The following is a 26,273-nucleotide window of genomic DNA, read 5'->3' on the forward strand; positions in this document are numbered from 1 at the left end:
GAATGATTTGCTGAACTTAAGTATCCGTGAGTGGATTTGTCCAAGTTGCCAAACAACCCATGACAGAGATGAAAATGCTTCACGGAACTTGAGAGCAGAAGGGATAATAATACTGTCAACAAATACTGTGGGACACACAGAATTTCAAGCTTGTGGAGAAACAGTAAGACTCGTTGGCACTTGTGCCAAAAAGCGTGTTTCTGAGAAACAAGAATCTCCCGCTACATTGCTTTAGCAATTAGCGGTGAGAGTGTCAAACAATCTTTTTGGGGAAGTTGTGGAGATTTAGATGGATTGCATTCACTTAACTGAGATTCGCTGCTATGGATACACCGGCTATTTACCAGAAGAACAGGTGTTAGGACAGTGGTTTGAGGTGGATGTCAAGTTATGGTTAGATTTATCCGCAGCTGCTAAGAGTGATGAGATAGCCGATACTCTTGATTATCGCAGCGTCATTAGCTTAGTCAAAGACTTGGTGAAAACTTCTAAGTTTGCTTTGATAGAAAGATTAGCTGGTGCGATCGCTGATTCTATCATTGAGCAATGTCATCAAGTCACGCAAGTCCAAGTTAAACTTACTAAACCCGCCGCACCCATTCCCGATTTTGGCGGCAAAATCAGCATTGAATTGACAAAAAGTAGGGTTGAATAAAAGGAAGGGGATTGATAAAAGGCTTAGAAGAAGTGTTGACTGTTGACTGTTGACTGTTGACTAATGACTAATCAGATAATCTAAACTCAAGGTGAAACCGATTATTTGCAGACACTTTTATGTCCTCTAGTTTAGATTCTTTACCACCTGCACTTGCTAAACTTGTCCAGCGCTTTCAACGTGCTAGCGACCCTAAGCGCCGTTATGAACAATTGATTTGGTACGCTCAAAAGCTGCCGGAGTTCCCAGAAACCGATAAAATCCCTGAGAATAAAGTTCCTGGTTGTGTCTCACAAGTTTACGTGACTGCACACTTAAATGATGGTCATGTTGCGTATGAGGGAGACTCTGATTCTCAATTAACGAAAGGATTACTTGCGTTTCTCATTGAAGGGTTAAACGGACTAACTCCCACAGAAATTGTCCAACTAACTCCAGATTTTATCCAAGCCACTGGTTTAAATGTCAGCTTGACACCCTCCCGTGCCAACGGATTTTACAACATATTTAAAACCATGCAAAAAAAGGCGCTGGAATGTAAGTTAGAACCATAGGGCTGATGATGGAAAAATTATGTCTACCAATTTATTATCCACCTCTGAGCCTACTGGGTTTGGTGGAGTAGTTGATGAATTTCTCTGGCAGTGGGAAGGTCAACCATTACGGGTGGTGTATGAAACCCTTGGTCAAGGTTCACCACTTTTACTATTACCAGCTTTTAGCAGTGTATCTACCCGTTTGGAAATGGGTGAAATGGCTAGGTTACTAGCTCCCCATTTCCAAGTAGTTGCAGTGGACTGGCCAGGATTTGGTGAATCTTCTCGCCCCAGTTTAGATTACCGACCAGAAATTTATCAGCGATTTTTAGAAGATTTTGTTCAGGCTGTTTTTTCTACCCCAATTACCGTGTTAGCGGCTGGTCATGGGGCTAGTTATGTGTTGCGACTAGCGCAAAAACAGCCGGATGCTTTCTCAAAGATTGTTTTAGTCGCACCTACATGGCGCGGCCCCTTGCCAACGATGGGGGCAAGTCAGCAGGTAGCTGGTATAGTGAGGGGATTAGTGCGATCGCCTATTGTTGGACAGATTCTCTACAAACTCAACACCACACCCTCATTCTTAAATTTCATGTACCGCCGTCATGTTTTCACAGACGCGGATAGACTCACACCCGCTTTTATTGAGAAGAAGTGGCAAACAACTCAAAAACCAGGAGCCAGATTTGCTTCTGCGGCTTTTGTCACAGGCAATATTGACGCTGTACACAATCAATCTGATTTCCTCGGACTAGTGCAGTCATTATCTGTACCCCTGATGGTAGTCATTGGTGCATCAAGTCCACCCAAATCACGAGAAGAAATGGACGCTTTAGCCACAATCCCCGGCGTGCAAAGCGTAATAGTTCCCGGTTCCTTGGGATTACATGAGGAATACCCAGCAGCTATTTTCGCCGCCATTGAGGATTTTTTATTTTAAGGGTGTAGGGATGTAGGGGTGTAGGGGTGTAGGGGTTTAGGGGTGGACAAGAAATAATGACATTCGATTGATCAAATATAGCTGTCGCCAGTAGTGTTAAGACATGAATAGATGATACAACCTAGACACAACAAGACTTTTAACCCACTCCCTAGTCCCTAGTCCCCAGTCCCCAGTCCCCTAATTCAAGCTTTTTGCTGTCCGCTTCTTCAATCGAGACCAAGAAAGCGCCAATAGTCCCAATACACCTAAGCTAATAGTTGTTGAAGGTTCAGGTACTTGTTCAACACTGAAATCGAAACTAAATGTACCAGACTCCAGCAAGGGAGTACTACTATTTGTACTGACATCCACAAGTTTAAATGTTGCTGAGTATTTCCCTAGTGCTGCGGCTGCATCAGTCCAGAATTTTGGTCTGAAGGTGAAATTACCACCAGTACCGATTGTATAAATATCACCGACGGAATTGAAAAGGTTTACACCTGTTTCGTCAGCAACATTTAATCCACTACTAATTGAAAGCAGCTGTAGACCAATCGTTGCACCTCCTAAAGATGATTGCCAACGACCGCCAGAACTATTAAATAAATACTGGTCGTCTGCATCTGTAGCTGAGGCTAAAGTTTCTACAGTTTCAATTTTGATATTGCTATATTCTGCCCCTGTCGCAGTACTCACCAAGCGACCAGCAAACGCTCCTTTACCTGGCAATAATTGCAGAGGTAGTTGTCCTGTATAGGTTTCAGGGATTCTATTATTTATATTTGTCGGGTTAACACTTGGACTACCTAAAGGCCCTGAATAGCTGTAAGCTCCAATACCGTGAAAGTGATTAGTAGTAAAATCTTCTTCTCTATGTGCGTATAAAAATGTTAAGCGATTGTAATTAGGGTTGTCTAATCCCGCATACGTACCACTAGCCAGAACTCTTAAACCATCTAACCCAATATAAAACTCAGTTTCATCAGCATGGGTGTGATTACCATGAGCTTGCGCTGGTGCAATATTGCTGGATAGAGCTAGTGGTGCTGCCACCAACAAGCTCGCTAAGACTGAAGTAGATGCTTGCCCCAGTTGAATGCTGTATGAAGCCATATCACTTATTTCTGACAGTATACTTACTTCCGATAATGATTATCATAATCAGCAAGGGGCTGTCAATGAAGAATTTATTAAGAAGCAAATATCCATCCAGTATGAAAGGGAACAGGGAAACTAAGCTGCCTACAATTCCACTCGGCTTTAAACCTTGCTTGTGATGCTCATCTTCCCTTCTGTTAAGAGTTTCCACCACGAAAGGGAGTGTAAATACTGGTATCATTTAGTTCCATTCATCATCGAGAATCGCAAACCATAACTCGTCTACCCAATTATTTTTGAACCATAAACTCTTAATAAAATGACCTTCCAGGCGCATACCAACCCGTTTTAATAATTTGATAGATGCTATGTTTTCTGGGTCGCAGTTGGCACGGACTCGGTGCAGATTTTGATTTTTAAATAAATATTCCAGTAAACAAGTTACGGCTTCGGTGGCATAGCCTTTACCTTGGTGCGTCTGTGCTATGGTGAAACCAATTTCGGCTTGCTTGCTATCATCAGCTAAGATGCAGAAAGCGCAATCACCAATCATTTCACCTGTAGCTTTAAGTTCAATCGCCAGCTGATACCACTCTCCTAAAATACCAGGCGTTAACTGTTGCAAAGACTCTATAAAATCGGCCGCGGCAGCTTCTGAATAAGGTATATCCCAATTCTGATATTTTGCTATTGCTGGGTCAGAACGATACCTAGCAAATGCTAATTTATCGCTACCTTTAAATTCACGCAGTTGTAAACGTGATGTTTCGAGTCTGATGGTAACCGGAGACATAAATTTTGCGTTAAGGTGATACGCACCTAAATCAAATATTCTTGCGTCAGGGCTGTCCATAGTCAAGAGTCCAGAGTTAAAGGCTAGCTTGGACTCTGGACTTTGGACTTTTGACAACCTGAGTGCGAAATATACAATTTAAATGCGTAACAGCTTATAATCTTTGTAACAAAAGCAATTACATATTTACTAAGATTAGCTGAAGATAATATTTCTGCTGTATTTAACAATGTGATGAAAAAGTCTCGCACAGAATTCATGCTGAATTCTGGCTCCTGACTTCTGAGTTTTGTTTTATAAATACAGAAATTATGGGCAATTTTCCACAAAACTACAACTTGGGTAAAATCTCTGGTAACAAATGACCAGGAACTTTAGACAAAGCCAAATTTTGCCCTTGAAAACCTAATTCATTGTGAAAAGCCCGAATTGTCTTGATTACATAAGCAAAAGTTGCTTGATAGGCTTCTGGTTGCTTACTTAAACCATTTAAAGCTTGTAAATGATTATCTAAAGCTGCTTCCAGGTGATGCGATCGCCTGCTTTTATCTCCACTAAAATAATTATCAGTGACTAACTGATAATGGGCGAGTCCCAAGTTATTGTGGGTAGCAAATAAATCAAAGCTTAAAGATACACTACTCAAAGAATGGGCGAGAGCGATCGCCTCTTCATAAGCATTAATACATAAAGTCAATAGCTTCTGCCTAACATCTTTAGTATTTTGCGGTAAATTAGCCAAATGCCAATAAGCCGTACCTAAATTATTGTGCGTTGCGGCACAAGCATGAGGAACCATCGCCGCCGTGCGATATTTTAAAGCTTCTCTGTAGACATCAATGGCTAACTGGAGATTTTCCCCTGGTTGTTCGTACTGCGCCAAATTCCAGTAGGCAGTACCGACATTATTTTGAATCATCCCATATTTGAGGGGTTCTTCTTGGGGGTTGTAGTGAGCTAGTGATTGTTTGTAGGAGGCGATCGCTTTTTTCAAATGCACCACCGGCTGATTATACTGAGCTAAATGCCAATAAGCAGTACCTAAATTATTCTGACAAGCCGCATACTTTAAAGGATCTAATTCCACAGTCCGGTGGCGTAAAGCTTCGCTGTAAGATACAACCGCTTGTTGCCAATTCTCCGCCGGATTGGCAAACCGCGCCAAATCTCCATAGGCTGTCCCTAAATTATTATGCACTCGTGCATAAGTATCAGGGTGTGTTTCTGGGGAAATTATTTTTAACGCTAACTCATAAAATTCGATCCCCTGCTCAATATAAGTTTGCCCCTCCTCTACATTGGGTGGTGTGCGATAAAGCATCCAATAGAGAGTACCCAAGTCATTTAAAATATCGGGCAGTTGTGGGGAATTTTCGTCATAGCTGATAGATTCTTGATAAGCAATAATTGCTACCATCAAGTCCTCTAAAGTTGACTGTCCCTGCTCGATTCGCAGACGATACAAATTTCCTAACTGATGATAAGCAGCCGCCAGTATCTCTCCACTAACTGATTGTGAGTGTAATTCCTCAATCTCCAACAGCAATTCCTGTGGTTGCCAATCATCCTCTGCTTCTGATGATATTTTTGTATTAATTGTTGCCAGCACTAACTCCGTTAACTCCTGGCTGACATGAGACAAAGACAAAAGCGATGAACTATTAGCAGCATTAGACCTAACTGTAAGTTCCTGCGGCTTTTGCTGAGTTGGGGGTAACTCCGAAATTAACCGAGGCGTTTCTTCTTTTGGTTGTGGATGATTCCCCGGTAGTTCTGAAGGTAAGTCTACTTCATCCCCAAAGCTAATTTCTGTGGTGGATGGGCTTCTCACCTCACCTTCCATACTTAATTCGTCTAGTACAGACTGTTCAAGATTACCTAATTTCACGCTTCTAGAATTGGAAAAACGTTCTGGATGACCTGAATTTTGAGTTGTTGGAGTAGGTTCGCCGGCAAATACAAATACACCAGTCCGCCAACGCCAAAACTGCGGCGCTGATTGCTGAATAGCTGATAACCAGGGACGCGACACCCATAACAATACACTAGATTCCAGAAATCGGCTGGATTCTTGAGCAGCAAAAAACTGTTCACTCAAGCGCAGATAGTGTAAAAATAAACGCTGACTAGCTACCGTTTGTTTGGTGAGTTGTTCCACACCCACAAGCTGAAATGTGGGTATAGGTAAAGGTTTCCCAGGGTTATCTTTTGATGCACCTACAATAGGCGGCGGATAATTAGCCAACCACTGATTAATTTGAGCAATAGGATTAGGTTCATTTAAATTCAACCGCAAAGTGACTAGTCTCGGATAAGCCGATGTACTCGCTTCCTGTCCATCTGATGGCTGATATAGTACCTGGCCGACAGGATAGGCCAAAGTAGAATGTAACCGCGCAGCTACTTGATTTCTTAGGTGTAAATCGTCACATACTGCCAAGAAAAGTTGTCGTCGCAAACCAAGACTAAGGGCAAGTTTTAGACGGTGATAGACTTGCCTATTCCAAGCAGAATTATCGGAGTGTCCAGTATCATTCACGCTCATGGTGGCTTAAGAGCCAAGTACTATTGGGGATTGGGGACGAATCAATTCAAAATTCAAAATTCAAAATTCAAAATTCAAGATTCAAGATTAGATTAGTCTGGGCAAGTAGTCACTGAGGAAATAGAAAAGAGTATGAACTCTCTACCCCCTGCTTCTTCTCCCTTATCTTTTTTGGTTTCTACTTACAATCAATAGTCTGACTGCGTAAGTCCTAACTATAATCATGAGGTTGATACACTGCTCAGGATAAATTCAGGATTGTTATACTTATTAAAGTTTACGTATAATTACATAGGGATATTTTGACCATAAAAAATAAAAACAGGTTCTCAAAAAATTAGAACCTGAAGTCATGATAAATAAATTTTTTATTTGTTAAATGTTTTATGCTCAACTGACGCTGGAAACAGAGAAGGCGACGAAAATCAAACCGCCAACCAAAATTATGGCGGCGACTCCTAAAATAACGTAATTACGCTTTTGCCCTGCTGTGGGAGGTTCTGCTTGATAAACCTTTGGCTCCCTGGCAAAGTTATTTAGAAGTCCGCCTTCTTCGTTTGTATAGGGCATGAATTATTTCCTTAGCTCTGATTATTTTATTTAATCTTATAAAGACCTATATCTTTTACTCACACAATCAGAGATAAATCGTTACATTTCGTCAGTTGTCAGTTGTCGGTTGTCAGTGGTCAGTTGTCAGTTGTCGGTTGTCAGTTGTCAGTTGTCAGTTGTTGGTTGTCGGTTGTCGTTACTCATTGGTCAACAGTCCAAAGCGATCAATATGGACTATGGACTATTGACTATTGACTATGGACTATTGACTACTGACTACTGACTAACTAATCGTACCCGTGACTGGTGAACTAGCACTGGCATAGGTTTTAATGGGCATTCTACCCGCGAGGTAGGCTAGACGACCGGCAACTGTTGCGAGGTTCATGGCTTGAGCCATTGCGGCTGGATTTTGAGCAAGGGCGATCGCACTATTAATTAATAGGGCATCTGCCCCTAATTCCATCGCCTGGGAGGCTTCTGAGGGCGCACCAATGCCAGCATCTACCACGACTGGGATCTTGGCGTTTTCGATGATAATTTGAATGTTGGCAGTAGTTTTTAAACCCTGTCCTGAGCCGATGGGTGACGCTAAAGGCATGACTGTAGCACAACCGACATCTTCTAACCTCTTGGCTAGCATGGGGTCAGCGTTGATATAGGGTAAGACTGCGAAACCTTCTTTCACTAACTGTTCGGCGGCTTGTAATGTCCCAATGGGGTCAGGAAGTAAATATTTGGGGTCTGGTATAACTTCTAATTTGACGAAATTATTATCTTCCTGACCCAATAACTTAGCCATTTCTCTCCCCAAACGCGCCACCCGAATGGCTTCTTCTGCGGTTTGACAGCCAGCTGTATTCGGCAACATCCAAATTTTTGACCAGTCTAGGGCTTCGGCTAAACCTTCATGTCCTGGGGCTTTGGTTTGGACTCGCCGCACCGCCACCGTGACAATTTCGCAACCGCTAGCAACAACGCTTTGCTGCATTTCTTCTATGCTGCGGTATTTGCCTGTCCCAGTCATCAAACGGGAATGAAAAGATTTGCCTGCGATGATGAGGGATGAGTCTAGGGTGGGGAGTGGGGAGTTTTTGGTGTGTCCGTTGGAAAAGTTGGCGGAGTGGGTAAACATGGGGGTGGTAGATGCCTGTGTTTGAAAGCGTGAGTAGTGGAAATGAGACAGTAAGGGGTCAGATTTTTGTTCTACGATTAAATCGGCTATGAGTGCGGCGGTTATTGGTGCTAGTAAGATACCGTTGCGATAGTGACCAGTAGCTAAGGTTAAATTGGGACAGTGACTAGTGCCTAATATGGGTAATTCATCTGGAGTGGCTGGACGGAAGCCCCACCAAAATTCTTGAATGGGATAGTTTTGTAACTGAGGATAGAGACGAATTGCGCCTTGCAGTAAAGTTTGAATGCCGATGGGGGTGTTGTGGGGGGTAAAGCCGACATCTTCACTCGTTGCCCCAATAATAATAGAGCGATCTCGTCTCGGTACAATGTAAATATTTTCGCCAAATAAAACCCGCTTTAAAGGCAATTCCGGTACAGATTCCGGTACACGCACACGCAACATTTGTCCTTTACGAGGGGTTACGGGTAAAGGTAATAATTCATTTGCCCAAGCACCTGTGGCTAAAACATAGTGTTCAGCCCGAATGATGCCAGTGTTGGTTTGGACACCTACTACCTGTCCCTGCTGTTGTAATAATCCTTCTACTGTAATTCCGTCTTTGAGTTCCACACCAAGGCTTTCCGCCGCCGTCCACAGCACACGCGCTAGTGCTTGATTATTCACTTGGGCATCCTCTGGATACCACCAACCACCAACCACATCCTCACCTAAGCCTGGCTGGTATTGATGAATAGCTGCTTTTTCTAACCAATATGCAGGTGATTCTGCTTCACCCTTCTGCACCCTTACGCCCTTGCGCTCCTGCCCTGCATAAACTGGCGCTAGGATGCCGCAAGGCCAGTAACCAGTGTTTAAACCCGTTAAATCTTCTAATTTACTTGTCCATTCCGGATATAAAGAACGCGATCGCCAGCATAGCGACTTCATCGCCTTACCTGTTATTTGTTCAGCATCCGGGGCTAACATCCCGGCGGCGGCGTGAGCAGCAGCAGCCTGGAAATCACGACAAAGCACGGTGACTTCTGCCCCGCGCAACTTAAGTTCAACGGCGATCGCCAAACCAATAACGCCGCCACCAATAATTACAATGTCCCTAGTCATTAGTCATTAGTATTTATATATTAGCTATTTACCATTAGTACATAACTAATAACTCATAACTTGTAACCAACGACTAGTACAAGTGGTGAGGAACGAGGGATTAATTTTGTTGACTAAATACTCCGTACTAGTCACTTAGCACTCAGCACTTCATTACCACAAAGCACGAATTGGTTCTTTTGCTTCATTTGTGTCACCAGATACGGTGTCTCTTGATTGAACTTCTGTAGTACTAGTATCCGATGTATTGTCAGGAGATGATGAATCGGTGGAATTGTTATTTTGAGCCACACTGGTTCTGTTACCAGTCGATCTACGCTCTTCCTGATTGCTGGTGCCTCTTTCTTCTGGGTCAGTATTAGTGTTGAAATTATCTTGCGCTACGCTAGGTCTGTTTTCATTTGTAGTTGCATTGGTGCGATTGCGATTGGCTGAGGAGCTATTAACATTAATGTTAGCTGGGAGTACTTTCGATGCTTTGCCCCCTGGAGCATTATTACTAGTTGAAGTATTATTACTAGCTGTTTTTTGCTGGCCATCCATTGGGAAGTTAATGCCTAGCAATGTTCCCATGAGAATTGCCAAGCCTCCGGCCATAAGAATTAGCGGTGTCCATCTACCCATCTTGATTTCTCCTTGTTAACCTAACCTTCTGGTTGCCACACTACCTGAGAACCTTGACCCCAAAATCCGTCAAATTTTGTTACCTTTACATCACCTAATACCTGAGTCTGACAAGCTAAACGCAGGTCTTTTGTAGGAGAATGAGGAGGAAGCGATCGCCGTGCTTGATCTCGCCAATTCGCCACAGACACTTCACCTTCTACTTGGACAGCACAGGTACCACAACTACCAATACCCCGACAGTTTATTACCTTAGCACCGCTATTGTAGAGGTCAATACCACTTTTTAGCAGAACTTTGCGTAAATTTTCTCCGTTATTGCACTCAATTGTTTTACCCTGAGCTAATACCTTAGGCATATTTTAATCAGCAAACTGGCGTTTTGTTGTATCTTGGCACATTGCCTTTAAAGTTGTCTCCAAAGTCTTAGTCTTATGACCAAAAATCCCTCTCCCCACATTTGGCTTTATGACACCACACTACGGGATGGCACTCAGCGCGAAGGGCTATCAATTTCTACAGAAGACAAGCTACGCATTGCCCACAGACTCGATCAACTAGGGATTCCCTTCATTGAAGGTGGATGGCCTGGGGCCAATCCTAAGGATGTTCAATTTTTCTGGCAACTCCAAGAAGATCCGCTTAAACTTTCACAAATTGTTGCATTTTGTTCAACTCGCCGCCCTCATACTCATGCCGCAGATGAACCAATGCTGCAAGATATCCTGGCTGCGGGTTCTAGCTGGGTGACGATTTTTGGCAAATCCTGGGATTTACACGTCACAACAGGTCTAAAAACTACTTTAGAAGAAAACTTAGCTATGATCCGCGATACTATCGAGTTTTTTCGCTCTCAAGGGCGACGCGTGATCTACGATGCTGAACACTGGTTTGATGGCTATAAGCACAACCGAGACTATGCTTTACAGACCCTCAAGGCGGCAATGTTAGCCGGCGCTGAATGGTTAGTCCTCTGTGATACGAATGGCGGTACTTTACCTCACGAAGTTAGTCAGATTGTGCAAGATGTTGTCAAGGTGACCAGGGAAGATTCGACCCAATTACCAATACCCCAAATCGGTATTCATACTCATAATGATTCAGATATGGCTGTTGCCAATGCCTTAGCAGCAGTGATGGCAGGGGCAACGATGGTACAAGGTACTATCAACGGTTATGGCGAACGTTGTGGGAATGCTAATTTATGTTCATTAATTCCTAATTTACAACTGAAATTAGGGTATAGCTGTATCACAGAACACCAGCTAGGGCAACTAACAGAAGCCAGTCGATTTGTGAGTGAAGTTGTCAACCTTGCCCCTGATGAACACGCTCCTTTTGTGGGACGTTCGGCTTTTGCTCATAAAGGTGGTATTCATGTCTCTGCTGTGGAACGTAATCCCCTGACATACGAACACATTCAGCCGGAACAAGTGGGGAACCGTCGCCGGATTGTGATTTCTGAACAAGCGGGAATTAGTAATGTGTTAGCTAAAGCCCGGACTTTTGGCATTGAACTAGATAAACAGACACCAGAAGCCAAGCAAATTCTTCAGCGCCTCAAGGAATTAGAAAGTGAAGGATATCAATTTGAAGCAGCCGAGGCGAGTTTTGCTTTATTGATGTATGAAGCTTTGGGTGGAAGACAGCAGTTTTTTGAAGTAAAAGGCTTTCAAGTCCACTGTGATTTAGTGGAAGGCAAAGAAATGACCAATGCTTTAGCAACGGTGAAAGTCGCGGTGAATGGTAAGAACATTTTAGAAGCTGCCGAAGGTAACGGCCCAGTAGCAGCCTTAGATGCGGCGTTACGCAAAGCTTTAGTCAACTTCTATCCCCAACTTGCCACCTTTGAGTTAACAGATTACAAAGTGCGGATTCTGGACGGTCACACAGGCACTTCTGCCAAAACCCGTGCCTTAGTCGAATCAGGCAATGGTTATCAACGTTGGACAACTGTTGGCGTTTCACCCAACATCTTGGCAGCTTCCTATCAAGCGGTTGTCGAAGGTTTGGAATATGGTCTGTTATTACACGCCCAAGCAGAGGCGGCAGTCAAAGCGTCTGGTTAGAGACGCGATGAATCGCGTCTGTACAATTGTCAGAGATGTGATTAATCGCTTCTGGACAATTTTCTTCCCCTGCTCCCTGCTCCCCTGCTTCCCCTGCCCCCTGCCCCCTGCCTCTTCAAGTAAAACTCTCCCATGCCTGAGTAACGAGTTTGCTTAACCAACGGCGTTGTTGTTGGTCTAGTAATTGGTCATCTGCTAGCAATTGAGCTGTTAAGTCTTCTAATGATTGACCTTGCGATCGCACTATTTTTATCACTCCGGCGATCGCTGAGGCCACTAATTCTTCATCTACACGCTGTTGTTTTAAAGCAAAAATTTCTTGTGGGCTGTCTGGAATGGGATAATTCATGGCGTGGGTTTATAAAATTTCAAAATGAACAAGAAAAATTGACAAATTATTAAAAATTCTTTACCGAATCTTTATAGAAACCGATAGGGCGGAGTTTAGCGTACTTACTGCCTTTCGCATATCTGTCTTAGTGAGTAGATTGACGGAGATGTCAGGAAAACATGAAAGAAATCCTTTATTTAGAAGTGCCAATCACGGATACGGCGGCTGTCCGCACTTGGTTGCAAACAGAATTTGACCCAGGCAGTTGGGAGAAAATACTGACTCCAGATGGTTGTAGGCTGAAAATATCTAGTAAATATACAGCAAGTAGCACGAAAATTACCGAAAATTTACCTAAAGAATTTTCTATATTTTTGTGGTCAGTCCAAAGAACTACTTACCTCAAGGTTTTTCGTTGGGCAGATCAGCAATTACCCGGAGAAAAGGAACTCTTACAAAGCTTAACAACAGCCATTCGCCAGCATTTTCCTCATCAGTACCCAGAACCACCAGCAATTGATTTATCCCAACAATCAATTTTTGAGGCTCTAGCACCCCATTACCCCCTAACGGTTAAATATTTCCAAAAGATGCCCAACGGGGAATATGACCTCAAACGTGCTTACTGGTGGGAACAGAGATGGCGTGAAGGAGTGCGGAATCCACAACAGCCTCGTCAGGTGGTGTTTTCACAGAAAAGGGACTGGGAACAGGAAAAACCCAATCCCCAATCCCTAATCCCCAGTCCCCAATACGACCTGATTTATATTGGTGGCGCATTGGGGGTCATCCATGCGGCGGTGATGGCAAGGTTGGGGTATAAGGTGTTGTTGGTAGAGCGTTTGCCCTTTGGACGGATGAATCGGGAATGGAATATTTCTCGTGATGAATTGCAAAGTTTGATTAACTTGGGTTTGGTGACAAATGCTGAGTTAGAAACCGTGATTGTCCGGGATTATAAAGACGGGTTTAACAAGTTTTTTGATGGCAATAACCCAGCAAAATTGCGATCGCCTATCTTACACACGCCGACGGTGCTAAACATAGCCTTGGACTCGGAAAAATGGTTGCAAATGTGTGGGAATAAGCTCAAGGCTGCGGGTGGCGACATCTGGGATGAGACAGAATTTATCCGTGCAGATGTCAATGATACACAAATTGTTGTAAAAGTCAAACATTTGCCCACGCAAACAGAAAAGCAAATAAGTGGACGACTGTTAGTAGATGCGATGGGAACAGCTTCCCCCATTGCTTGGCAATTAAATGGTGGTCGTGCATTTGATAGCGTCTGTCCCACAGTCGGCGCAGTCATTGACGGGGGATTTGAGCCAGGAGTGTGGGATTCGCAGTATGGAGATGTGCTTTATAGCCACGGTGATATTTCCCGTGGTAGGCAGTTGATTTGGGAATTATTTCCTGGTGCGGGTGAAGAACTGACAATTTATTTGTTTCACTACCACGAAGTTAACGCCGAAAATCCTGGTTCTTTGTTGGAGATGTACGAAGACTTCTTCACAATTTTGCCAGAGTATCGCCGTTGCGATATGGACAAACTGGTGTGGAAAAAGCCGACATTTGGGTACATACCAGGACATTTCAGTGTGGGGAGTAGCGATCGCACCATTGCTTTTGATAGATTAATTGCGATCGGTGATGCTGCTTCCCTGCAATCACCCCTAGTCTTTACTGGTTTTGGTTCCCTGGTTCGTAACTTAGAAAGACTGACCACCTTGTTAGATGTAGCCCTCAAACATGATTTATTAAAGTTCAGTAACTTGAACTTGATTCGCGCCTATCAAAGTAATGTTTCTGTAACTTGGCTCTTTTCTAAAGGCATGATGGTTCCCACCGGGAAATTTTTAGCCCCTCAACGCATCAACTCGATGCTCAATACCTTCTTTGGATTGTTGGCAGATGAACCCCCAGAGGTAGCAGATAATTTCATTAAAGATAGATGTGATTGGTTGACCTTTAACCGCCTAGCCTTGAAAGCAGCCCGGAAAAATCCCGCCTTATTGTTGTGGATTTGGCAACTAGCAGGCCCCAAAGATTTGGTCAGATGGCTGGGGAATTATTTTAACTTCGGTCGCCACGCCTTAGTTAACGCCTTACTGAGTGCATGGTTCCCGCGCTTCCTAGTACAGGTTAAACCTTGGCTAGAAGCTAATAACCCAGCATTATGGCTGCGACTATTAGCCATTAATTACGCTATCACCACAGGCAGACCGCGATCGCCCCAGCAATTTGCACAACTGAACTCGGAAGCCGTCATTCACAACCCAGAAGGGGCGAGGGGGTAAGAATTAGGGGTGTAGGGGTGTAAGGGTATAGGGGGAGAATTTTCCCAATCCCCAGTCCCCAATCCCCAATCCCCAGTCCCCAATCCCCAGTCCCCAATCCCCAATCCCCAATCCCCAATCCCCAATCCCCAATCCCCGATCCCCAATCCCAACAAAGTAACTCTGATGACTCAAGCACTCGATCAAGTCGATTACAATACTCTCGATGCGGCCAAGCTTCGCTTTATTGAGGCCGCAAAACGTACATTGCAGTTTGCACCCGCTTATGGGAAAGTACCGCCTTCCGGGCTGGGGGGAAGTGCTAACGCCTTTAGTTTCAACCTAGCGCCCTACTTGCAAACGGGAACACCAGAACTTTTTGTGAGCCTTGTTCCTGAAGGTCTGGGTACTGCTGATGATGCCCGTCCTGATGACCTCTCGGAGGAGGAATTGCGACGGTTTTGGTGGAACATTGGTATCAAAATTCTCTCGTGTCTAACCAATGATGCGGCATCTTCGGGGATGCAAACGGTACTTTTAGGATTGTATTTACCTTCAAGCACCCCGGAAACCGTCTTCACCCCTGCCTTTTTGGATGGGTTTCTGGATGGTGTAGTTGAGGGATGCAAACGCATTGGCTGTGTTTACATTTCTGGGGAAACGCCACAACTCAAAACCAAGATGATTCCAGGGCGGCTGGATATTGCCGGTTCTGTATTTGGCGTAATGCCCCCTGGTGTGGCTCCTATTGATGGTACACGGTTGGCTGGAGGTAATGCGATCGTTTTGGTGGAAAGTACCGGACTCCATGAAAATGGCTTTACCCCGGTGCGGAAACTAGCCGAATCACTCCCCGATGGCTACAGAACAAAACTACCCAGTGGACAGGAGTTATGGGCAGCGATGAATGCCGCTTCTCATCTCTACACGCCACTGGTGCAGGCGGTGTTGAGTGAAGGTATTCGTCCTACCGCAATGGAGAATATCACCGGTCATGGATGGCAGAAACTTATGCGGTCAGCCAAACCACTACGGTATGTAATTGAAAAATTGCTACCAGTTCCCGAAATCTTTCAGTTTGTCGAAAGTCAACTAGAAGGTGGGAAAGAAATGATGCTTTCCGTGTTCAATTATGGTGCGGGGTTTGCATTTTATACAGAAACAGAACAAGATGGAGAGAGAATTGTTCAGCTAGCAAAAGAGCAAGGATTAACGGCTGCGATCGCCGGTAGAGTGGAAGCATCCCCTACCCGTGAAGTTGTCATCACCCCATTTAACATCACATTAAAGGGAGAGTCTTTCGGCATCGCCAGAGGCGCATAGTCAAGTCGCTTCGCTCCAATTCAAAATTCAAAATTCAAAATTCAAATAGGATTGACGCAGTGTGACTAATTTTCTGGCTTTTTTGTCAATAGTCCATAGTCCATAGTCAAAATCCAGGTTTTTGGACTGTGGACTATTGACTATTGGCCATTAGGCTTGTTGAAATTTGGCAATTCCACCGATGCTAAAGACTTACGCCCCTTCCGTGGTCGCTGGGGATAAACCACAGGTGAAGGTGATTGAGTATCGTTAGCAAATTCATCAAATGAATCTGGGGCTAAGTCAGTCATGGGAAACTCTACCTCATTCATCGATGAAGGGGCTGAATTATCCTGCTCTGGTACTTCGGCAGTTTTTTCACTGGGAGAGACAGTAAAAGAAAATGAGGAATTAGTGGGAAAGGGACTTACTTCTATCATTGGTTCCCATAACTGCTCTGGTGTCTCCTCTTCCTCGACATTAGTAGCGGAAGTTTCCCAGACAGTTGTATCCAGTGGCTTACTTTCTCCGACTGCTTCGGATGCTGGTGGTGTTGGTGGCGTACCTCCAGGCTGGGAAGCAAAAAACATTTGAATGAGACTATCTATTTGCTGATCTAATTCTGCTGAACCCACAGATGGGGCTTCTTCCACAGGAATAGGCGACTCATCTTCTTTTGGTGCGGGTTCTGGTGGCTGGGAGATTATGCGTATATCTTCTTTCTCCTTATCCTTCACTGGCCAGTTCCAGAGAGAGGGGGGATGAGGCATGGAGTAATCGCTGGTGAAAGGGCGTGGTGTTTTAGGCTCTTCCCAAGATTGATTGGTATCCTCTTCTTGAGAATCTGTTTCTGCTGACCAAGGTTTTATCGGTTCGGCGTTGGGAAACAAAGAGCGCGCTTTTCTAGCAAATCGGGTTTTGTGGGGAACTGTGTTGTGAGTGTTACTAGTATCCGCCTCTGGAGATTCATAGTTGGGGATCGATGTCTCTAGACATTTTTCCAGCGCCGCTTTAAATTGCAAGGTTTGGCGTTGCTGACGCATCAGCCGAGTACGCAATTCTCGACAAGCGTTTTCTGATTGGACGACTTGTTGGGACTGTTCACTATAGTTAGTTTGTAATAAAGAACACTCCCGTTCTAATTGAGCAATACGCTGTTGACTAATTTGTAATTGGGCTTTATAACTATCAATCAGAATTTCCTGACGTTGAGTCGTTTGTACAGCAGTTTCTAACTGTTGGAAAAGTGATTGAATTTGTTCTTGGGCTGCTGCTAGTTCTTGAGCTTGTTGATTGAGCATCGACTCAGTGACACTGGAGCGTCTTTTCTGCCACTGTAAAGCCTTCTCTGACTCAGCTAAGTCATCTTGTAAATGTTCTACTCGCTGGTATAACTGATTATTTGCTGCCCGCAATTCCTCATTCAATGCCAATAACTTCTGAAATTCAGTTTCTACCTGTGCTTGCTTTTCACCGTCAGGCTCCCCCACCCAATCCTGCTGTTGTGCATCTTGAGGAGAATCGGCTGTTTGGATCTCATCCTGCTCATCTTCTGCTGGATTCAGGAGGGGCAATTTGGCATTAGTTATGTTTTCAGAAGGCACAACTGTATAGAAAGGACAGATTGTCTGTTCCGGTTGTAGTGAATTAGCAGAAGAATTAGGAGATTCCATCACAGCCCTATTATTTGAGGTGTTAGCTTCATTCATCACTCTTGAACCACCCACTTAAAAACGCCTAGCATTGCTACCGCTAGGATACTTTTCAAGTGCTTGGGGGTTGGATCAGCCAAGTTAGACTGCCCCTAACACGGGTAATTATTCATTGATTCAGTGTTCCCTATTTTGCATACATAACTGATGTCGTTATAACATTATGAGCTTGCCCCCCGTCAACCTTAGACCTGACGAGGCTTTCAAGTTCAAATGCTACAAATGTATGCACCGCAGTACAGATACCTAATAAAGGTTTAAGGCTGCTTGGCTTTGATAAACAGTTATGTGGTAGGTAGCTCGCTGGTACAAGGTCAGAGGCGGGATAAATACTGTCTCTGTATATAATTTATCAAATGCCTAGCTCAGAAAAGTTAAAAATTGAAAAGGGTAAGAGTCGGTAGTCAATAGTCAGTAGTCAATAGTCAATAGTCAACAGTCAACAGTTATTCTTCTTTGCTCCCCCTGCTCCTCTGCTCCTCTGCTCCCCTGCTTCCCTGCTTCACGGTAACCAACGGGGATGAAATCCGATAAAGGGTAGCTTTTCTGGTCTGATGGTGCTGATGGCTGTGTCGGAAATGGGTAGTAGGGGCATTAGCCAAAGATTACTGGTGGCGATCGCTTCACCGTCATCTGTTTTCAATGCTCCAGTTGCAGGTGCATTAGGATTGCTCTGGGGAACTACTTGGTCAAATAACAAGCCTAAACCATCTGGTGATAGGCTCATCTGCACGTTTCTTTGTTCTACTGGTAAAACTAGCAATGGTTTCTGTTGTCCGGTTTTGATGTCAATTGCCACTAGATAAGGCTGTTCTATGTACTGTTCTTGGGATACAAGCTGTGTCAGTAAGCAATAAAGGGTGGGTAAGCCTGGATCAAATTGGCAACTGAGGATTGAACCTGTGGTTTTTAATAAGGGTTTTTGGACACCTTGGTTTGTGACTAAAAATAATTCTTTTGTGAAATCTGTATTAAACTTCACCATTGCTGCTTGAGAGCCATCTTTGGAGAATGCCTGTACTAGCCCAAATTGGGGCAGAAAATCTAGGGGTTTGCTGGCATCTTTTTGTAGTGGTAGAATGGCGGCTCCTTGCCCTTGGGCAACAGCTACGGCTTTACTATCAGGGGTAATCATGAAATCTCCCCCAGGCTGGCTTTGCAGACGCTGTGGGACGGGTCTTTGTCCTGAGTTGCTGGTAGCTGAGATAAACCACAGACCAAAGTCACTGGGGTTGTTTCTATTTCCCCTTTGAATCACAATAGTTTCTCCATCGGGGGATAAGTCGAATTTCAGGTTTTGATAGTCTTTATTATCTAAAACTAAGTCGATTTTCCCTGCTGGTTCTGCTGGTGTATCAGATTTGGCGGTGATTCCTGTTGTGACTGTGTATAATTGCGCTGAAAGTAAGTCTTGATTGTTGGCAGCGCGAGCCGAGAATAAGATTTTTTCTCCATTGGGATATGGTTTAAAATCCATGACAACTAAGTCTTTGGGACTAAGTACCTTTTTCTGTTCTAAAGACAAGTTGTACAGTACTAGTTGTCCTTGGTCTTCTTGACCGGCTCCAATGTAGAGAATGACGCGATCGCGTGTACGAAATTGACTAGTAAAGGGCTGGATTACCCGATTTGTTTGTTCTTTTTCGGCAAACCTATCTTTAGCGCCCTGCAACTGTAATTTATAATTCGTCCCATAAGGAGCTGGTGTCAGCAAAGTATAAACCATCCGTCGCCCCGCCCAACTGAATTTCCCTGCTAAAGGCGGTTCGATTTTCAAATTATCTTCTACGCTTTTGATGTTCATTGGACGGCTAAAGGTGACGGCAAAAGAAGTGTCTTCTGCGCCGATTTTTTGATTTTCCCAGGTAAAGTTGCGTACACGAGAAGCAACAACATCACCTTGTAATATCAGCAGTCCAATCAACAAACTCAAAATTAACATGAGAGCGATCGCCACGCGATCTAGTGGTTGGAGAAAAGGTTTGGTAGTCATTGGTCAGTTGTTGGTTGTGGACTATTGACTATTGACTAATAACTATATGGATTTGGTGGTTGGGGAATCTTTTTGATGGAGGTAGCGGCGATGGTTAATTGACGTTTACCACTTAAGGTTTCGGTGGTCATTTTTCCTTCTACTTCTAACCAAGTGTCGGGAGAATACCGTTCTTGATTAGCTGCTAATTTGACTGGTAAACCTACAGGATAAGCATCGGCGGCGCAGCAGGTGAGGACAAATCTAGCGAGGAATATATATTCTTTGCCAATGTCTGGGGGATGGATGACAAATCCTTGCACCTTGGCTTTTTGACCTGTATATGAGTCTGGTTCTGGATAAACATTGATGGTGCGTACCCAATCTACAAGCGATCGCTCTTCTGGACGCATGGAGGCGCGGAAGGATTGGGGTTGTAAGCGTGAGGTGGTTAATAAATCTGTCACACCCCTTTGGAGTGCTTTATCACTGGCAAATACTTGTGGTGTAATAATAAAGCCTAAAATCGCCGTGAATAGCAGTAAGCCGCTACCCCAGCCAGGAGCAAAAAAAGTGATGTGCTGGGGGTTGGGGGTGACATCACGAGGACGTAAGCGCCACAGTTCTTTAGCTTTAGCAAAGCCAATAATTAATAAGACAATACCCGCTACAACCACTAATGCAAAATAATTGGGGTGAATTAATAAATTGAGCTTGCCAGTCAGCCAATATCTCAGCATTAATACGCCCCAGGCAGTAATTGCCAAGACATCTAGCCAAGAAAGCAGTTTATTTGGTACTTGAGATTTAGTCATTGGTTATTAGTCAATAGTCAACGGTCATTAGTCAATAGTCATTGGTTTGTACTGTGGACTATTGACTCTGGACTTATTCATCAAATAACGTGCAAGTTAATGAAAAGGGTGAATAGAAATGTTAGTAATCCAGCTAAGGCGAATAGGTAAAAAATTGCTTTGGGTTTGAATATAGATAACATCAAGCCGACACTTTTGATGTCGATCATGGGCCCAAAGACGAGAAAGGCTAATAAAGACCCACTGCTGAAGGTGGCGGCGAATGATAGGGCAAAAAACGCATCGACAGTAGAACAGATGGACACTACTGCGGCTAACACTAGCATGACGAGAATTGAGGTAATCGGGCCAGAACCTAGACTGAGGATTAATTCACGAGGCGCTAGGACTTGAATAGCTGCGGCGATCGCACTCCCAATCACCATGACTGCACCTAACTCCCGCAATTCTTGGATGCTGTTATCAAGCAAGAGGCGCATTTTATCCTTGAACGGTTTGCCGTTGCTGGCGCTGGCCTCATTTACCGGGGCTAGGTTAGCATCTAGTCTCGTTGGTATACCACCTGCCCGACCGCCTAAAATATAAGTCCCAGAACGCAACATACTGGGTGTATTCGTGTCTTTTGTTGTAGAGTATTTACCCCGGCGTTTCGTATCTGGTTTGGCTGGGGGATTAAATTTTAAATAACGAGCGATCGCTGGTTGGACTATGGGTTCCAAGTCTGCTTGAAAACTGAAAACAAAACCGATAATTGTGGCGATTAACAGCGAAAATATCACACGTAAAACTACTATTTCTGGTTGTTCCCTAAATGCTGTCCATGTTGCCCAAATTACAATCGGGTTAATTGTGGGTGCTGCGAGTAAAAAACCAACCGCTACGGGTGTAGGTACTCCTTGCATGAGCAAGCGCCGAGCCACTGGTACATTTCCGCATTCACATACTGGAAACAAAAAGCCGACCATACTGCCAACTAAAGCACCTAATAAGGGGTTCCTGGGCATTTTTTCTACTAATTTGCGCTCATCTACAAAAAACAGCAGCAAACTGGAGAATAAAACCCCAAGGAGCAAAAAGGGCATCGCCTCGACTAGCAAACTCAGAAATATTGTGAAACCATTGTTCAGTTGATTCATGGGTGTCGCAGTCAAAAGCGCTGTAGATTTTTTAGGTTAAGCTTAGTCATTCTATCGAAACGGGGATCAAACACATTTAGTGACAACGCAAGGTAAAGTTTGGCAAATAAGTTAATTGTGGGATTCTAGTTGAGTTTAAGCAATGTATTGATGCTGACGAGTCAGCGCATATTCATGTTTATATGGGTGAATTTACTGGCAATGAACACTCTTATGATTGTTCTATTGTGTAAATAGTTCCGATATTAGCAGACTGGGTATAAAGTTACATAAATTTTCATTACCTCAGATTTATACTTACTGTCAATTAGCTCTTTAAAGTATTAAATTCCGGGCATTTTCACCAAGTATTCATACTTTTTAAATAACGGGGGATCACTGTGATAATCGGTTATCAGCCCTATACAACAGGACTTGCAAAGGTTTTAGGCTGCTATTGGCTGTGAGTATTCCCATAAATTATTGTCATTGCTAACTTAACAAGTAAATCTTTTTAATCCTTGGGGTAATTATTCTTTGCTTTGGTTGATTTTTTACTATAAAAGCTTTCAACTTGCAAGCCCAATCTGCCAAAAATCGATGATCGAACTTCAGTAAAATCACAGTGGGAATATTATTTTATATTTAAGCATTTACGCTGAAAAGATTTTTGTGTTACTTTTACTAAATTTAGCTTCAGTAGTAAACTCAGAAGCTAGAATGTTGGCTTATTTACTTGTCAGTCCTTGTATCTATTAGAGTCTCAAGTGTCACAAGAATTTTGTCCCCTGATATCACCACCTACTGTATCTAGAGGTAGCGATCGCGATTTAGGTTTAGATTCCACCATTCAGGAACTACCAATGTACACTTTTCAGGTGGAAATTAGCCTGACTGGTGTAGAAGTAGCGAAGTATTTTGATAAACATCCCTTGTTACCAGGGGTAATTTTGCTAGAACAAGGAAATTTTACGGGAATGATATCCCGGCGACGACTGATAGAGTTTTTGATGCGTCCCTACGGACAAGATTTGTTCGCTAAAGAACCATTAGATATTCTCTATCGTTATGCTCGTTTGGCGGTTTTAGTGCTGGCTGATACCACACCAATCTTGACAGCCATGCAACATATATTAAGGCGATCGCCTGAATTTTTAGCAGAACCTATAGTAGTACAAACAGTAGACAATTCCTACAGATTGCTAGATCCCCATGAATTGAATATTGCAGCTTGGCAAATTCGCGGTATAGAAACTCAAGTACGCTACGAACGCAGCCAAGCCCAAATGATTCAAAACGATAAAATGGCGAGACTGGGGAGGTTAGTAGATGGGGTAGCACACGAAATTTTAGACCCCGTAGGTTTTATTTGGGGTAACTTAACTTATATTTCTAACTACAGCCAAGATTTACTGAAGTTAATAGCTGCTTATGATGAATGTTTACCCTCTGGTTGTGAGGAAATAAATGATATTAAAGAAGAAATTGAATTTGATTATTTAGAAAAAGATTTATCTAAAGCATTAACTAGCGCTCGTTCCGGTGCAGAAAGACTAAAAAAACTCGTTACTAGCCTACAAAATTTTTGTCATATCGATGCAGTTTATCCTAAACCTGTAGACTTACACGCCTCTATAGACAGTATTGTAATTTTAATTAAAAGCCGTTTAAAAGGTGAAATTACTATTATTAAAAATTATGGAAAAATCCCCCCAGTTTCTTGTTTTATAGGACAATTAAACCAAGTTTTGATGAATATTTTGAGTCACGCTGTGGATAGTTTACTAGATGAAACTGTGCGACGGCAATTGCAACCAGATTGCAGCCAAAATGTTAAGCAAGCAACTATAGAAATTACAACGGAAGTTATTTCTCAAGCAGCCACCAAACCCAACGAACCTGATTCACGCTGGGTTTCGATTTGTGTGGCGGATAATGGGACAGGAATGTCCTACGAATTACAACAACAAATCCGCGAAAATTTCTCTATAGAAAAAAGAACGGAAAAAGAGACAAGTTTAGCCGTTAGTTATCGCATTATCACAGCAAGACATGGCGGTAAACTAAATTTCCATTCCAAACTAGGCATCGGTACAAAATTTGAAATCTTACTACCTTTGCTCTAGTTAATATTCAATAGTTATTTGCTGTTCTCTCCGTTCCCCATTTCCCTAACCGCCACTTGCTTCTCCCCAATCTCTGATGACAGAAAATAGGGCAGAATAATCGTCATTGGCAAATGACATTTTCATGGTTGTTTGTAAAAGTCTCTGCACAGTTTCAATACTGCTGAGATCCAGTCCCAGGTATTGGGCTTCGGAAATAAACAAGTCGGTATCTTTGAGCAAGTGTTTTGTGGGAAAGTTGGGATTGCTATAATTTCCATCCAACATCCTTTGCAGCTTTTTATCAAAGGTAGGCGCATACAGCGCGCTTTCCCTGAGAACCTGCATAAATTTATCTACATCAATACCTTGACGCTGCACAAAAGCTAAACTCAGGGCAAAACTAGTAGTTAAGGAAGCAATTAGCTGATTTAGGGCTAGTTTTAGTCCCGATGCGGTTCCCACTGGCCCTATAAGTAAAGGGTCTGGGCCAAAATTCTTGAGTAAATCTAGACAGCGTTCATATTGTTGAGGTTCAGCGCCTACCATCACCGTCAGTGTACCTGCTTTAGCTTCGGGGATACTTCCTAATACTGGTGCTTCTATATATTCGCCGCCACCACCCACTATGGAATCTCGAATTTCTTGGCTTTGAGTGGAGGTAATTGTTCCCATCTGAATGATGGTGCGTCCTTGGAGAGTCCGCCAAGAAGTATCTGAAAGCAATACATGATATATTGCTGCGGCGTTGGTCAGCATGAGGATGACACACTCAGCTTCTCGAATTGCGTAGCGGGGATGTGTCACTACTTCCGCGCCAGCTGCTTGTAATGGTGCTAGTTTTTCTGGGGTGCGGTTATAAGCAACTACCTCTATATTTGCTGCTAACAATCTTTGGGCCATTGGTAGTCCCATAAGTCCAGTTCCCAGAAATGCCACCTTCATGTTTCACGTTCCTTTGATTCAGCCGCTTTTCCATCGTTTGATTGTAGGTTGTCAGGGAGTAGCTAATTAACGGGTAACTGTTAACAGATTTACATTTTTTTCTACTCCCTACGTCCGGATCTAGCGATCAGCCTCCTGCGGCAAAAGTTGCCATAATGACAACTGAAAGCAAGATGCCAGGACTAAGTAATGTTACCAACATTAATAGGTCATGAGCAGTCATAATTGTAACTCCCCTCTGATGCTCGACTTCATAGTAATCACTGTTATGCTAGTCTATATCCAGCCGATCCAGCATTCTTAAATAGAGTTTTAATTATTAGTCATTGATTAGAGACGCGATGAATCGCGTCTGTACAATTTCAGGGATGTGATGAATCGCGTCTGTACATTTGTCTGCACCCCCTACTTCCCCAGTTCTGGCACAGATAATCCCGTGAGTGTTTGAGAAGCTTCCTCTTTTGTCAGTCCTTTACTTTGAATGAGAACTCCAAAGCCCCCAAGTCCTGTGGGATCGATTAGCTGGTGTAGTGCTTGCCGCTTGTGGAGTAACTCAGAAACTGGTATTTGTTGATAGGAGAGGGCTGCAATGCGATCGCCTAAACCCAGAGCCATCAAAAATAAAGCTTGCTGGGTAAAACCGAGTTTTTCTAAGCCACAGCGATCGCCCCATCGTTCCAAGGCGGTAAAGTCAACATGGGCGGTGATATCTTGTTGCCCGATATTGATATAGGGGTTGTTGTGATGACGATGTTGGTAGTAGCACTGTAAGGTTCCTTGCGATCGCCTGGGGTTATAGTAACGACTGGCAGGATAGCCATAATCAATTGTTATCACATACCCTCGTTGCAAGCGGTCTGCTACTATACTCAACCAATCAAGAGCCGCTAAATTAATTTCACTGCGATAACCATCTTCATAACCCCCTTGCGCCAAATTAATCCCTACTAAGTCAAAATATTCTGTAAGTCTTGGGGTAGATGGGGCTGCTGCGACTTCAGTTAATTCGTAATTAGGGGATGGGGAAAAATTTTTTGCTTCTTGTACTTCCTGATCTCCCTGGACAGTTAGATAAATTTCCCTCAGTTCCCCTCCCTCTAAGATGAACTGATGTACTGGTAGTGCGTCTACTAATTCATTGGAAAAAAAACAGCCTGTAATCGAGTTAGGTGATATTTCCTCCCAACTGCACCAGCGCACAGAAAATTCTCGTAAACGCTCCTGTTGTTCTTGCTTTAAACCTGGGGATTTTTCTACAATCAGATATTGCAAGGCTGTAAATAAATGGGGGTATTTTACCTGTATATATTTCAGGATATGCAAAGCTAACAATCCTTGCCCTGCTCCCATTTCCACCAAATAAAAGGGTGTGGGTTGCCCTAAAATCTCCCACATTTGTACAAATTGCTCTGCTAGTAAATCACCAAGGTCAGCACCTAAATTGACTGAAGTGAAAAAATCGCCACCTTTAAACCCGATTTTGACGGCATTGCTGGAGTAATAACCGTATTCGGAGTGGTAAAGCGCCATGTCCATATATTCTGCAAACGTGATTCGCGCTTCGGGGCTGTTAGCAATGCGATGGGTGATAACTTTTTGTAGCGCTGAATGAGAATTCATAGACAAGTTAAATTAAAGCAGGGAGTAGGAAATTGTGTAGT

Annotated in this window: 22 protein-coding genes; 8 read left to right on the forward strand and 14 right to left on the reverse strand. The window is 43.5% G+C overall.

Going from position 1 to position 26,273, the window contains the following annotated elements; all coding sequences use genetic code 11:
* From H6G14_RS16985 to H6G14_RS17000, 4 genes are all read left to right on the forward strand, one after another.
* Nucleotides 1–235 (forward strand): zinc ribbon domain-containing protein (locus tag H6G14_RS16985; protein WP_190568523.1); only part of this gene is annotated, 235 nt, incomplete at its 5' end.
* Between the two features lie 54 nt (nucleotides 236–289).
* Nucleotides 290–655: a dihydroneopterin aldolase gene (gene folB, locus H6G14_RS16990; RefSeq protein ID WP_190568524.1), complete on the forward strand. Its 366-nt coding sequence runs from the start codon at nucleotides 290–292 to the stop codon at nucleotides 653–655.
* A 119-nt stretch (nucleotides 656–774) separates the two neighbouring features.
* Complete coding sequence (locus H6G14_RS16995; protein ID WP_190568525.1) at nucleotides 775–1,209, forward strand: SufE family protein; 435 nt, start codon at nucleotides 775–777, stop codon at nucleotides 1,207–1,209.
* Between the two features lie 19 nt (nucleotides 1,210–1,228).
* Nucleotides 1,229–2,131, forward strand: coding sequence for an alpha/beta fold hydrolase (locus H6G14_RS17000; protein ID WP_190568526.1), 903 nt, complete (start codon nucleotides 1,229–1,231; stop codon nucleotides 2,129–2,131).
* Nucleotides 2,132–2,311: 180 nt separating this feature from the next.
* Here H6G14_RS17000 and H6G14_RS17005 read toward each other — a convergent pair whose 3' ends face one another.
* The 7 genes from H6G14_RS17005 to H6G14_RS17035 all read right to left on the reverse strand — a co-directional run bounded on the left by H6G14_RS17005 (nucleotide 2,312) and on the right by H6G14_RS17035 (nucleotide 10,326).
* The gene (locus tag H6G14_RS17005) at nucleotides 2,312–3,226 is read right to left on the reverse strand and encodes an all3515 family Zur-repressed PEP-CTERM protein (RefSeq protein WP_190568527.1); all 915 of its coding nucleotides are present in this window, start codon (nucleotides 3,224–3,226) and stop codon (nucleotides 2,312–2,314) included.
* A gap of 226 nt (nucleotides 3,227–3,452) precedes the next feature.
* On the reverse strand, nucleotides 3,453–4,064 hold the full coding sequence (locus H6G14_RS17010; RefSeq protein WP_242053465.1) for a GNAT family N-acetyltransferase: 612 nt from the start codon (nucleotides 4,062–4,064) through the stop codon (nucleotides 3,453–3,455).
* 271 nt (nucleotides 4,065–4,335) lie between these two features.
* A complete protein-coding gene (locus H6G14_RS17015; protein ID WP_190568528.1) occupies nucleotides 4,336–6,549 on the reverse strand; it encodes a tetratricopeptide repeat protein in 2,214 nt (737 codons plus the stop codon).
* A 390-nt stretch (nucleotides 6,550–6,939) separates the two neighbouring features.
* On the reverse strand, nucleotides 6,940–7,119 hold the full coding sequence (gene psb34, locus H6G14_RS17020; RefSeq protein WP_190568529.1) for a photosystem II assembly protein Psb34: 180 nt from the start codon (nucleotides 7,117–7,119) through the stop codon (nucleotides 6,940–6,942).
* Nucleotides 7,120–7,384: 265 nt separating this feature from the next.
* The gene (gene thiO / locus H6G14_RS17025) at nucleotides 7,385–9,343 is read right to left on the reverse strand and encodes a glycine oxidase ThiO (protein ID WP_190568530.1); all 1,959 of its coding nucleotides are present in this window, start codon (nucleotides 9,341–9,343) and stop codon (nucleotides 7,385–7,387) included.
* Nucleotides 9,344–9,496: 153 nt separating this feature from the next.
* A complete protein-coding gene (locus H6G14_RS17030; RefSeq protein ID WP_190568531.1) occupies nucleotides 9,497–9,967 on the reverse strand; it encodes a hypothetical protein in 471 nt (156 codons plus the stop codon).
* Nucleotides 9,968–9,987: 20 nt separating this feature from the next.
* Nucleotides 9,988–10,326, reverse strand: a complete 339-nt coding sequence (locus H6G14_RS17035) for a 2Fe-2S iron-sulfur cluster-binding protein (RefSeq protein ID WP_011319949.1) — start codon at nucleotides 10,324–10,326, stop codon at nucleotides 9,988–9,990.
* 75 nt (nucleotides 10,327–10,401) lie between these two features.
* Between H6G14_RS17035 and cimA the strand changes: the two genes are divergently transcribed.
* Nucleotides 10,402–12,036: a citramalate synthase gene (cimA, locus tag H6G14_RS17040; RefSeq protein ID WP_190568532.1), complete on the forward strand. Its 1,635-nt coding sequence runs from the start codon at nucleotides 10,402–10,404 to the stop codon at nucleotides 12,034–12,036.
* A 115-nt stretch (nucleotides 12,037–12,151) separates the two neighbouring features.
* On the opposite strand, the gene H6G14_RS17045 is transcribed toward cimA, so the two are convergent.
* Nucleotides 12,152–12,385 carry a hypothetical protein gene (locus H6G14_RS17045; protein ID WP_010997673.1) on the reverse strand — a complete coding sequence of 78 codons (234 nt, stop codon included), beginning with the start codon at nucleotides 12,383–12,385 and terminating at the stop codon, nucleotides 12,152–12,154.
* Between the two features lie 161 nt (nucleotides 12,386–12,546).
* On the opposite strand from H6G14_RS17045, the gene H6G14_RS17050 reads away from it, so the two are divergent.
* Both H6G14_RS17050 and H6G14_RS17055 read left to right on the forward strand, forming a co-directional pair.
* Entirely contained in the window at nucleotides 12,547–14,667 is a 2,121-nt protein-coding gene (locus H6G14_RS17050; protein WP_190568533.1) for an NAD(P)/FAD-dependent oxidoreductase, read from the forward strand.
* 165 nt (nucleotides 14,668–14,832) lie between these two features.
* Entirely contained in the window at nucleotides 14,833–15,969 is a 1,137-nt protein-coding gene (locus H6G14_RS17055) for an AIR synthase related protein (RefSeq protein ID WP_190568534.1), read from the forward strand.
* A gap of 140 nt (nucleotides 15,970–16,109) precedes the next feature.
* On the opposite strand, the gene H6G14_RS17060 is transcribed toward H6G14_RS17055, so the two are convergent.
* The 4 genes from H6G14_RS17060 to H6G14_RS17075 form a co-directional block, all read right to left on the reverse strand.
* Nucleotides 16,110–17,657 (reverse strand): hypothetical protein, encoded by a 1,548-nt coding sequence (locus H6G14_RS17060; protein WP_190568535.1) that lies wholly within the window; start codon nucleotides 17,655–17,657, stop codon nucleotides 16,110–16,112.
* 505 nt (nucleotides 17,658–18,162) lie between these two features.
* Nucleotides 18,163–19,653 (reverse strand): Ig-like domain-containing domain, encoded by a 1,491-nt coding sequence (locus H6G14_RS17065; RefSeq protein WP_190568536.1) that lies wholly within the window; start codon nucleotides 19,651–19,653, stop codon nucleotides 18,163–18,165.
* 35 nt (nucleotides 19,654–19,688) lie between these two features.
* Nucleotides 19,689–20,447: a TIGR03943 family putative permease subunit gene (locus H6G14_RS17070; RefSeq protein WP_190568537.1), complete on the reverse strand. Its 759-nt coding sequence runs from the start codon at nucleotides 20,445–20,447 to the stop codon at nucleotides 19,689–19,691.
* An 80-nt stretch (nucleotides 20,448–20,527) separates the two neighbouring features.
* The gene (locus H6G14_RS17075; RefSeq protein WP_190568538.1) at nucleotides 20,528–21,583 is read right to left on the reverse strand and encodes a permease; all 1,056 of its coding nucleotides are present in this window, start codon (nucleotides 21,581–21,583) and stop codon (nucleotides 20,528–20,530) included.
* A gap of 746 nt (nucleotides 21,584–22,329) precedes the next feature.
* Here H6G14_RS17075 and H6G14_RS17080 point away from each other — a divergent pair.
* Nucleotides 22,330–23,688, forward strand: a complete 1,359-nt coding sequence (locus tag H6G14_RS17080; RefSeq protein ID WP_190568539.1) for an ATP-binding protein — start codon at nucleotides 22,330–22,332, stop codon at nucleotides 23,686–23,688.
* 45 nt (nucleotides 23,689–23,733) lie between these two features.
* On the opposite strand, the gene H6G14_RS17085 is transcribed toward H6G14_RS17080, so the two are convergent.
* Complete coding sequence (locus tag H6G14_RS17085; RefSeq protein WP_190568540.1) at nucleotides 23,734–24,612, reverse strand: NAD(P)-dependent oxidoreductase; 879 nt, start codon at nucleotides 24,610–24,612, stop codon at nucleotides 23,734–23,736.
* A 405-nt stretch (nucleotides 24,613–25,017) separates the two neighbouring features.
* Nucleotides 25,018–26,232: a class I SAM-dependent methyltransferase gene (locus H6G14_RS17090; protein WP_190568541.1), complete on the reverse strand. Its 1,215-nt coding sequence runs from the start codon at nucleotides 26,230–26,232 to the stop codon at nucleotides 25,018–25,020.
* Nucleotides 26,233–26,273: the final 41 nt, after the last annotated feature.

It is taken from the genome of Nostoc parmelioides FACHB-3921, assembly GCF_014696625.1.
In the GTDB taxonomy this organism is placed as follows: Bacteria; Cyanobacteriota; Cyanobacteriia; order Cyanobacteriales; family Nostocaceae; genus Trichormus; species Trichormus parmelioides.